The sequence below is a fragment of the Gilliamella bombicola genome (assembly GCF_900094945.1).
Lineage (GTDB): Bacteria > Pseudomonadota > Gammaproteobacteria > Enterobacterales > Orbaceae > Gilliamella > Gilliamella bombicola.
Genome location: NZ_FMAQ01000012.1, coordinates 52,355 through 62,661, shown reverse-complemented (window position 1 = coordinate 62,661; position 10,307 = coordinate 52,355). Strand labels below are relative to the sequence as shown.

Here is a 10,307-nt window from a genome sequence, read left to right as displayed (position 1 = left end):
GCTCCCGGCGAAGCATAGCCTCGCCAAACATCCCTGTTTGGCGTGCTAACCTCGCTCTGTTGTCGGCACATTCTGACGCCGGAACAAGACAAACAGCATAACCTTTGGTGTTTTTTGGTAAATTGTTTTTTGTTAAAAAGCAATGTAATTACATCCAAAAAGTGGTCAGGAAATGTATTGATTTTATTAAAGTTTTTATTTGGGTTTTTAGCCAAAACCACCACCCAAACCCTTCCCCAAAACACACCAACGTAGGTTGACCTAAGCCTTAACAAAACCTTAAAATTTTTAACAAAAAAACTAGCGCATTATTAATCAACCGGTTATAATTTCATCGCTTTCAAAGCAAGGGAACGCTCATTAGTTGAGCGAATAATTATAAAAAATGTAAATAAAACAAAAAATTACTTGACAGGTTAATCGAAATGCGCTATCATAATCGGCATCTGGCATCTGGCATCTGGCCTGCCAAACCTACGCCCTAAATCTTTTTAAGTTTCACCGTAGTCTAAAACAGACTCAATCCTTATTTTTATCACCCAAGTTATCGAAATCATCAAGCTCAGCGAACTCACCGAGTTTACCAGTAGGGTTATCGCCAAGCCCAAGGTTCAAACTTTTCTCCTTCTTATCAAGGTCTTCAATAGTCTTTGCAGCGTTATTGTTATTGCCGTATTCACAAAGCTCTCAGGCATTAACGGTGTTTACTTCAAGGGCAATTGAGGGGAGTGCTCCATATTTAACGTTTGATGGGGGTGTAACGAAGGTAACAACGACTGACACGCTATTGGCCATCATATTGCCGGATGGTACAAAGGTCACACCGTCAACGAATACATCAAGCGGAATAAATCCAATCATTTTACCAACTGGGCGCACTTTAAGTGATATAGGCACGTTGGTGCCGTCATCAGTCGGTCTAGTTAGTGGTGCCTATTCAGTGAGTTTAAATGACCTAATTACTCAAGGTAATTGGGGCGATGACGATGGAGATGGACAGGGTACTAACGGTGTTACTGCGACGGGAATTATATCGGTAAGTTTTACTGATAAGAATGGCCGTACAGTAAATCGTAGTGATGCATTAGATATATGTAATGCACCTTATAGGGTAACATTAAATAGTACAGGAGGACGTTTAACTACCCAGTATGGTGTGCCGAATAGTAGTACTTTTGGTGGAAGCTCAGCGGTGTATTATATAAATCCGAATGAATCACCTAAAATCTGCTTTGCAAGGCCGAATTTGTTATTCGGTGGTTCTACTGGAATCCCTTCTACTGATCAACCTGACTACGCAGGTCCAACTAACATATGGAATCCCAATAAGGGTTTTTTAGTTCAGTCAACAAGTTCGTCATCTTACGGTCGTAATTTTCCGACGACGGGTGCTGATGGATTGTATTTTGATTTAGATGTAGGTGGGGTTGATGCAAGCCAGTTGACGTGGTCTCCTGTTACTCAGGGTGGAATAACGGCAACAGTGAGTAGGAGATTGCCTTATTCAGCGTTGGATGTAGGCAGAGATTCAGAGGGAGTTCCATACGATTACTGGATTCTAGATAAATCCTTATATGTAACACGGGTAATGTTAAGAGGTCCTAGGGCGAATAGTGCTCAGATAAATTCAGCTACTCCTAGTCCACTTACAGTACCATCTTTGCCACAGACATTTGAGTTAGTAGGTAGAGATAGTAGTGGCAGAGCGGTAGTTAAATATGGGTTTGAGTTGAGGCATTGGTTCGTGCATCGGGGTAGTAAAAATTATATTCAGCCTAACCAATCCTCTTGGTGTAGAAGTTTGGGTTATCGTTTGCCACGGGTTAAGGATTTAACTAATGCAGTATGTGGTAGAGTGTGGAGTAACCCATCCGCAGATTATCATTGTGAAAGTGTTGTTGGCGCCACGCCATCGTCATCTGGTAATCATTACCAACGTAGAATAGGGGCAGGATTTTTCACTGAGTGGGGTTACATGTCTAATTACGCCGATGTAGGTTTCCTCCATAATAATAAGTATTACTGGACAATCGACGCAACAAAAACTGACGATGCCTCCGGTGTCGAATCAAACTTCGGCCACATCACCGGCGCCGCTGCTTCTAATTCTAATAATATTTTCTTTGTTGTTTGCACTACACCTTAGTTTTTATTTTTTAGTCCTTAATACTTGGGTTGCGGGGAGCGGTTATGGTGCAGATTAGAGGATAATTTATCAAAGAATAAAGCCCCCGTGTAAGTTCGGTGCACTATTGGTGTTGCGCTGTTGCAGTTTAAATTCGTGAGTCATTTTAGTGCGGCAAGGTTTCGGACGTAGTCACTATAGCTATTTTGTTCACTATAGGTCGAAACGTCCGAAACCACCACACCCAATCCACCCTATCCACCAACCCAAAAAAGGCCTGATTTTCCGCCCAAAAATCGGTCAGGAAAGGTATTGATTTTATTAAAGTTTTTATTTCATTGTTTTTAAACAAAAAACACCTCCTCCCAAAAAACACCCAACACTATTTTATTTATCATATTTCCCCATCATCTCATTAACTTAATTGAATTTATTCATCATGAGTAATTGTATGTAAACCTTCTTTACTATGATTTATTCGCCTTGCAACTAAAAGAAGTGGTTAATTGTTTTTAATAAGCTATACTCTCAATAGTTTGTGATAAATCAAAAATTATTTTATAGACTAATAATTATAAAAAACCAAATAAGGAAAACACTCTTGATATATAGGATATTATGCAACATAGCTACAACTGCTGAATATGGCGGCATTATTTTTTTTATCTTTTTCAATATTTGTCTGGTCAACTTTTGAAAGTTGACATTATTTCTATCCTAAACCTCTGTAATGTACACACAAAAAATTGTCGTCACACTTTAGTTATAATTTTTAATAAGTGGTCATGTTTTGGTTTAAAACCACAATTGCGATTAACGCGTCATTCGCGGTTGTGTTCATCGTTGACTTTTTTATTGTCACATAAAATATCTTTAACGTCGTTGATTTTGCTACCATATTCCGTCAGTTTGCAGGCATTATCCGTCAATACTACCAATACTACCAATGCTATTAATGGCTCGGCGCCATATTTTACGTTTGATGGTGGACGAACCAAAGCCACTACGACTGATAGTTTGTTAGGTATTACTTTATCTGACGGTACAACAATCACTCCTTCAACCAACTTTTCGACGATCATAAACCCAATAGTATTGCCTAATGTAAACGAAACTTTTACTGATGTGGGTATGTTGATGCCAGTAACAAGAAACTCTATACCGCTAAGCTCGCTTGTTAATGCAAGGTATAACTATTGGGGGGATGATGATGGCGATGGGCAAGGAGCTAGAGGTGTTACCGCAACAGGTCGTTTAACTGTTGAGATTCGGGATAAAAATAATCAAACCGTTGCTCGTAATGATACCTTAGATATTTGTAATGCACCTTATAAATTAGTATTACGTAACACTAATGGTAGTTTAAGTACTCGGTATGGTGTGCCTAACCGTAGCATATTTACTGCCGATACAGTAACTTATTACATCAATCCAACATTATCCGCTAAAGTCTGTTATGCCAAGCCCGGGTTGCAAGAAGGTGTTGGTAGGTTTGCTGGTCCTGCTGATATGTGGGATACAAGGAAAGGATTTATCAGCCAATCTACCTCTTCCGATTCTTATAATCTTAATTTCCCAACTGTGGGGGCTAATGGTTTATACTTTGATTTAGACATAGGAGGAAGTGGGCTGCTGACTTGGGCTCCTGTCACTCAGGGCGGTATAACCGCCAATATGACGCCTAATGCGAGCGGTACTAGTGTGCGTGTCATGTTAACCGGTCCTGCAGCCACTAACGATGAACAGAGTAATGATTTACCTGGCCGACTTCAAGCCGGCATACCTGTTTTACCCCAAATATTCGAATTAGAAGGTAAAGATAGCCGTGGTAGAACCGTTGTAAAATATGGATTTGTTTTACAGAAGTGGTTTGTTAACCGCGGTTTGAGAACCGCGAAAGCGGCTAACATAACCGCTTGGTGTGCTAGTTTAGGTTACCGAATGATAAAAGTAAACGATGTCACCAATGCCGTTTGTGGCAATAATAGCTATTGTCAAGGCTCAGTTGGCGCTACACCGCCATCAAGTGGTAGCTATTACCAGCGTCGAATTAATGCTGGTTTGTTCAGCGAGTGGGGGCGTATGTCAAATTATTCTGGTGCGGGTTTTTCTAATTTTGCTTATTGGACAAGTGATGTTACTAGTTCGAGTGTATTTTATGTCTATTCATATAATGGACGAGTTTACAAAGGTAATCCGGCTACTGGCAATTATCATGGGCTATGTGTCTATCCTTAGGGGGGGCGTGTTTTACTTGCTTATCGTTGAGCGGTGAATGGTGTGCTGACTTAATTAAGACGAAGTAAACAAAGAATAGTTGCCTAGCAAAGATGTTTTTTAATATGAAAACGGAATACGATAATAATAAATACGCTAACGTGAGTGATAGCACGGTATGCTTTTCTACTTTTTGTCCGTGCTATTTTTTTGTATTTTGTTAATGCTTTAAGGTGATGAGATCTGTTTGTTCAATTCCTGTGTCGTAGGTGTCTTTTGAGTCAAAATACGTTGCTCTTGCATCAAAGAGGATTTCGTTGTTGAGTGAAATTCTTTTATAGTATTGTTCCAGTCGCTTATCCTGTGCCCAAGCGGGAATATTCGTATAATGATAGTAATAATAGACCCATTTTCCTGAGTCGACTTGGTAGTTGGTATATTCTATTTTGACGCTTTGAGTTTTCTCGATTTTATCTAGGATTATATTACCAAAGCAGAATGCCCCTTTACTGCCGATAAAGTATTTTTTCCCTTCTTCAGTTAATTGATATCTTAATCCTTCAATTTTGGTGGGGGATCTAGGCAGGGTGGTTATATCTGTATTGGCATCATAATATTGGGCTGTGATGTTTTTGGTTTTTAAGAATTTGAGATCGACAAATAGGTCGAGTATTTCAGTTTGTTTATCGAAAAACACATCGTTAGGAAAGATGTTTTGGTTATTTGGCAGGAAATAACATAATGCACGATTATCTTCTCTACTTAAAGTTTCTTGTAGCGATTGCTTATAATCTACATTATTGCAACCAAATAGTAGTAAGCTGAAAGTAGTTATCAGTGGATATTTTAGATTCATGATCATTAATCCCAATAGTTTTTAACAATTAAGCCAATACCACGGCTATAGAGCTTTTTTGTTTGTTCATCATAATAAAACCTTACGGTATCGGTTTTTAATTCATTTTTGGGCATTAATTTTGGCGGTAATTTATCAATAACATATTGATATTCAATTTCAATATAATTGCTATACGGCGTTATTTTGGTTACCGACTTGACAATCACTTTGCCAAAACAAAATCCTGACGAACTCAAGTTAGGCCATTTTCTATAGTATTTTTTGCCTTCTTCGGTAAGGTTATAGATATAAACGATGCTATTTTTATCCATTCCGCTAATTTCAATTTGTTCTGTTAACAAGTCTGCTTCTGTTAACGTTTGTAATAGGATTAATGTGTCAGAGTTGTATCGTCTGTCAAATATATAATAAGGCGCAGTCATTACTATTGATATGCATTTTATGGGTTCGCCATTACCGTTTATGGTGTCAAATCGTTGTTGGATTTCGTTTTGCCATTGTTGTTCAGTTAAATTAAAAACCTCGGGCAGTTTTTCGAATTCGGATTGGCTTTGTTGTGGCGGAGCATCACACGCATTTAGAGTGAGTCCGATTATTGTTACAGCTATTGTGCTGAGAAGATATTTTATTAATTCCATAAGGTTTTTCCCTCTTTTATTGGGTATCGGTTTTCCCTGAAGGAAAATAACTCATGGTAACTATTTAATTCAGTTTGCGTCGGATATTTTTCAAAGAGTGTGGTTATCGGTAGTGGAAAGCAAAATTCTTTATCTAAATAAATAAATTTATTGGCAGATAATGCCGAGTCTTTTATTGATAATTTGCTGCAAGGATAAGTCGAGCTGATATCGGCCTTTTCAAAAACCTTAATGCGATTAAGCCAATCAAATTCCATTGGCTTAAAATCGTTATAATCGTCGTAATAATCGTTTTTAAACACAATGATGTGGTCTTTGGCAAATTTTATATATTCGATAATTTGACTGGTTCTGTTTTGATCGCTTTCTGCTATGTGATATCGATAGCCGAATTTTAAACTTTGGTTTTCAAAATCAAATTCAGGGTCGATTAACCATTCAAATTTTTGATAGTCTTTGTATTCTTTATAATCTTCTATTCTTGAAGAAATTTTTGTTTTTAAATTTTCGATGTTGGTTTTGTTATCAAATAACTTTTTGACTTCAAGTAAGTCAATAAATCCGAGTTTATAAACATTTATACATAATCGGTTTTGATTGTCATAAGCTGGCGCGACAAACCTGTCACAATGTTCTGTGTTAGATGGGTTGTATTTTTCACTATATATATATCCTTCCGGTATACTTAGTTCTGCGATACCTTCAATTTTAGTTGTGTTGGGACCTGTAAGATAAATATCACCTTTTTCGAATGTAAATGGATTGGTATTTTTGTTGGATTGAATTTGTGTAAAATAGCGGCTGATTTCGGGAACTTTATCTTTTGGTATTTCAATCGCTTTACTTTCTTGCTTTTTATGTCGATAACTGTTGTCGTTATCGGTTTTTGCTGATTGAATATAACGATCTAAAAGACATTCTCGCTCAAGATTTGTTGGCCAGACTATTTTGTTTTCTGCATTTTTTAATACTTTTACATCGCGATGACAGTGACTGTTTTGTTCTGAACCAACGATGTCTTCGTAAAGTAAGATGTTGCCATTTACATCAAAGATCGATAATAATATTTGTTTATCATTATCATTATCATTATCACTATTTTTATCTTTATTTTTTGGAGTGGTTTTTTGGGCATAGTAGAGTTTTTCTGTGCCAACTTGAAGAAGGGTATAATTATTATATTCACCAATTGTTTTGCCCGTAATATCAATCAAACGTTTTTTAGAATTATCACTATCTTGTACCCAACTTGCTGTACCATATAAAGGCGATACGGCATAGTACTGATTTTGATAATGCATTTTCCCATCATAATCATAAATTTGATAAACATGATAACCATCTTGATAATTGCCTAGCCAAAAATAACCTGCTGAAAGGTTTTTGGGGATGCAATCAAAATTAGTCGTCCACGCTTTGGAACCAACATCGGTTTCTTTGCCTGTTTTGCTATTAACTAGATATTGGCTGTTATTTTTTTTACATAGCTGCATTATTGTATCGGATGTGATTATTTTGCATTGTGGTTTGGTTTGGGATTGCGTTTTTTGTGTCAGTGTTGTTTTAGGGAGTTTTTTAAAAAATTTACCTTGTAGATTTAAATAGCCTTCATCATATTCTGGGGTAGTTACTTCGGCATAACCGTTAATGAAGGGGCCGATTTCGAGATAATAACGCCCTTTGGGTGTAATTAGATTACCATCGGTATCAATGACAACCGATAATTTTGTGTCTTGATAATAATAGGCTATTCGTTCTTCGCCTAGATAAGTTAAGGTGTCAATGTTTTTAAACTTCAATATGTCGCCTTTTTTTTCAAAAGCAAATTTAAAATTATCTATCTTTCTTATATTGCTGTAGAGGAGGCTATCGCTACTATTGGTTAACTGCACAATCCAATAATGATCTTTGTATGTTATTGAGTTAATTTTTTGGCTGTTATCAATAATTACTGTGCCATCACGATCAAATAGTAGGTTGTTATAAGTAATATATTGGCTAGCATTATCAGCTAACGCGAATGTTGAAGATAATAATAAGCTTAAGTTTGTTAGGTATTGGACGAGCTTGATTATTTTTTTATTCATTATGGTAAGTAATTTTCCTTTTCAATTTTATTTTTGATTAAGTTGTTAGATAAACGATGCTCATTTGGAAATGAATGATTTAATTGCACGATTTATTGATAGTTAATCTGTTTTCTATAAACACGCTGTTATTGAAAACATCTACTATGCGACAACTTAAACTCTATTCCTTGGTTTATTACCGGTTGCTGATTATAATCTATAATATAGTCAATGAATTAAATCAAATTTATAAAATAGCATAAATTAGCATAATGTAAATTTATTTATTCATAATAAATAAGATATTAGGTATGTATAAATATTTTTCTTATGAATACCTTGTCTATAAGTAAGTCTTCATTGCCGGATAACAAGGTCGCTTGCAAAGGTCGATTTGTTCATAGTCAAAAAATAAAGTCTATGTTAGACTGAATCAAACTCTGAAGCTCTTTTGCCTAAGTGATATTTCAATTCATATGGTGGATTAGCCGCGGTATAGCACAGAAATGGCTATGCTTCCCGATTTGGATAAGGTGTTTAAATATATGCAATTAGTTGATAATTATCAGCGTCGATTTCAATATCTGCGTTTGTCGATTACCGAGCTGTGTAATTTTCAGTGTCAGTACTGTTTACCCAATGGTTATCGACCTAACAAGGCTCATAAATTTTTGTCGCTCAGTGAGATTAATAATGTTGTTGCAACATTTACTGAACTTGGTGTGCGTAAAATTCGGTTAACAGGTGGCGAGCCCACTTTGCGTCGTGATTTTATGGATATTTTGTCGATGATCTCTGCTTACCCAAGTGTGAAAGAACTCGCCATTACAACCAATGGTTCTCGTTTATTAAAAAATATTCATAATTGGCATCAAGCAGGTTTGAATGCGATCAATATTAGTATTGATAGTCTGTCTCCGCATTTATTTAAATTAATTACCGGTCAAGATAAGCTTAAAGAACTAATGCAATGTGTGGATAGATCATTAGAAGTAGGTATAAAAAAAGTCAAAATTAATACCGTTTTGATGAAAAATATGAATGATAATTTAGATGATTATTTGTCATGGATTAAATGTCATCCAGTCGAATTACGTTTTATTGAGCTGATGGAAACAGGCGAAAGCCTTGAGGTATTTAATCGCTATCACCAGTCCGGTAGTTTGATTGAAACACAGCTAATTGCACAGGGTTGGCAATTGCAATCTAAAAATCCGCTATCAGGTCCAGCTAAAGTTTATGTTCATGACGACTATCAAGGCAAAATTGGGCTGATTATGCCGTATTCAAAAGATTTCTGTAAAAGTTGTAATCGATTGCGCGTATCATCAATAGGTAAGTTGCATTATTGTTTGTTTGGTGATGCCGCCGTTGATTTGCGTGATTTGCTCCAAAGTCCAGCGCAACAGCAACAATTAATTGCAAGAATCTTTTCTTCGCTAATGATCAAACCAGAAAAACATCTGTTACATGCTCATAATGTTGGTATTACGCCTAATTTATCCTATATTGGTGGATAATTGGGTATTTTGTTTTGGTACATTCATCAGTTGCCAATGCTGTATTGCCCAATCTAAAAGTTGCTGTTGTGTGGCATCTTGCCAATCTTGTGGTACACATTGCCCTAAAAATTGCAGAGCTTGAACAGTTAATGCTTTAAGATTGTTTAAATCAATCGGGTTGGCATGGTTTTGTTTTGATAGCTTATTGCCGTTGTTATCGAGTACTAGCGGTAAATGGCAGTAGCTTGGCACAGGAAAGCCGAACAGTTGATACAGTGAGATTTGTTTAGCGGTAACCGGTAATAAATCTGCTCCACGCACAATTTCAGTAATACCTTGCTGATGATCATCTAATACTACCACTAAATTATAGGCAAATAAGCCATCTTTACGATGAATAATAAAATCTTCTTGTGCGTTAGCTTTTTCGACGGTTTGTAAGCCAAGAATTTGATCAGTAAATTCAAAAACAGGATGATTTTGTTTTAAACGAATGGCAACTTGTTTATTATTGATAGATAAATGCCTTTCACGACAAAAATTATCATAAATACCATTGCTCAGATTTTGAATTCGCTGTCTAGTACAATCACAATAATAGGCTTGTTGATTATCAATGAGCGTTTGTAAAATGGCTTGATAACGTTTGCTGCACGCTGATTGGTATAACACTTCATCATCCCAATATAAATTTAGTGCTTCAAGAGTTTTTAATATCAGTGATGATGCCCCTTTAACTTCTCGTGGTGGGTCGATATCTTCAATACGAACTAGCCATTTACCGAGGCAAGATTTAGCTTGGAGATAACTCCCCAGCGCCGTTACCAACGAACCAAAATGTAATGGTCCTGATGGTGAAGGGGCAAAACGACCGATATAATGCATAGGTCTAGTTGA

At 36.5% G+C, this 10,307-nt stretch carries 7 protein-coding genes and 1 riboswitch; of the genes, 3 read left to right on the top strand and 4 right to left on the bottom strand.

What is annotated here, in order from left to right; all coding sequences use genetic code 11:
- The first annotated feature begins 700 nt into the window (after positions 1-700).
- Positions 701-2,146: a hypothetical protein gene (locus GA0061081_RS09115; protein ID WP_091350127.1), complete on the top strand. Its 1,446-nt coding sequence runs from the start codon at positions 701-703 to the stop codon at positions 2,144-2,146.
- A gap of 867 nt (positions 2,147-3,013) precedes the next feature.
- Positions 3,014-4,363: a hypothetical protein gene (locus GA0061081_RS09100; protein ID WP_141683361.1), complete on the top strand. Its 1,350-nt coding sequence runs from the start codon at positions 3,014-3,016 to the stop codon at positions 4,361-4,363.
- Positions 4,364-4,562: 199 nt separating this feature from the next.
- Here the strand turns inward: GA0061081_RS09100 and GA0061081_RS09095 are convergent, their stop codons facing one another.
- Genes GA0061081_RS09095 through GA0061081_RS09085 form a run of 3 tightly spaced genes read right to left on the bottom strand, consistent with a single transcriptional unit; the run spans position 4,563 to position 7,926 of the window.
- Positions 4,563-5,198, bottom strand: a complete 636-nt coding sequence (locus GA0061081_RS09095) for a hypothetical protein (RefSeq protein ID WP_091350117.1) — start codon at positions 5,196-5,198, stop codon at positions 4,563-4,565.
- Positions 5,199-5,203: 5 nt separating this feature from the next.
- Complete coding sequence (locus GA0061081_RS09090; RefSeq protein WP_091350114.1) at positions 5,204-5,839, bottom strand: hypothetical protein; 636 nt, start codon at positions 5,837-5,839, stop codon at positions 5,204-5,206.
- The gene (locus GA0061081_RS09085; protein ID WP_091350111.1) at positions 5,830-7,926 is read right to left on the bottom strand and encodes a hypothetical protein; all 2,097 of its coding nucleotides are present in this window, start codon (positions 7,924-7,926) and stop codon (positions 5,830-5,832) included. Before GA0061081_RS09085 ends, GA0061081_RS09090 begins: the two co-directional genes overlap by 10 nt.
- Positions 7,927-8,334: 408 nt before the next feature.
- Positions 8,335-8,460, top strand: a riboswitch (molybdenum cofactor riboswitch).
- On the opposite strand from GA0061081_RS09085, the gene moaA reads away from it, so the two are divergent.
- The gene (moaA, locus tag GA0061081_RS09080; protein WP_091350108.1) at positions 8,454-9,428 is read left to right on the top strand and encodes a GTP 3',8-cyclase MoaA; all 975 of its coding nucleotides are present in this window, start codon (positions 8,454-8,456) and stop codon (positions 9,426-9,428) included. It overlaps the preceding riboswitch by 7 nt.
- Here moaA and gluQRS read toward each other — a convergent pair.
- Positions 9,408-10,295, bottom strand: a complete 888-nt coding sequence (gene gluQRS / locus GA0061081_RS09075; protein WP_091350105.1) for a tRNA glutamyl-Q(34) synthetase GluQRS — start codon at positions 10,293-10,295, stop codon at positions 9,408-9,410. The genes moaA and gluQRS overlap by 21 nt on opposite strands.
- Positions 10,296-10,307 lie beyond the last annotated feature (12 nt).

What these genes read in the sequence shown, in the direction of transcription:
- GA0061081_RS09090 (WP_091350114.1), bottom strand. Translation starts at nt 5,839, where the DNA reads ATGGAATTAATAAAATATCTTCTCAGCACAATAGCTGTAACAATAATC.
- moaA (WP_091350108.1), top strand. Translation starts at nt 8,454, where the DNA reads ATGCAATTAGTTGATAATTATCAGCGTCGATTTCAATATCTGCGTTTG.
- GA0061081_RS09085 (WP_091350111.1), bottom strand. Translation starts at nt 7,926, where the DNA reads ATGAATAAAAAAATAATCAAGCTCGTCCAATACCTAACAAACTTAAGC.
- gluQRS (WP_091350105.1), bottom strand. Translation starts at nt 10,295, where the DNA reads ATGCATTATATCGGTCGTTTTGCCCCTTCACCATCAGGACCATTACAT.
- GA0061081_RS09095 (WP_091350117.1), bottom strand. Translation starts at nt 5,198, where the DNA reads ATGAATCTAAAATATCCACTGATAACTACTTTCAGCTTACTACTATTT.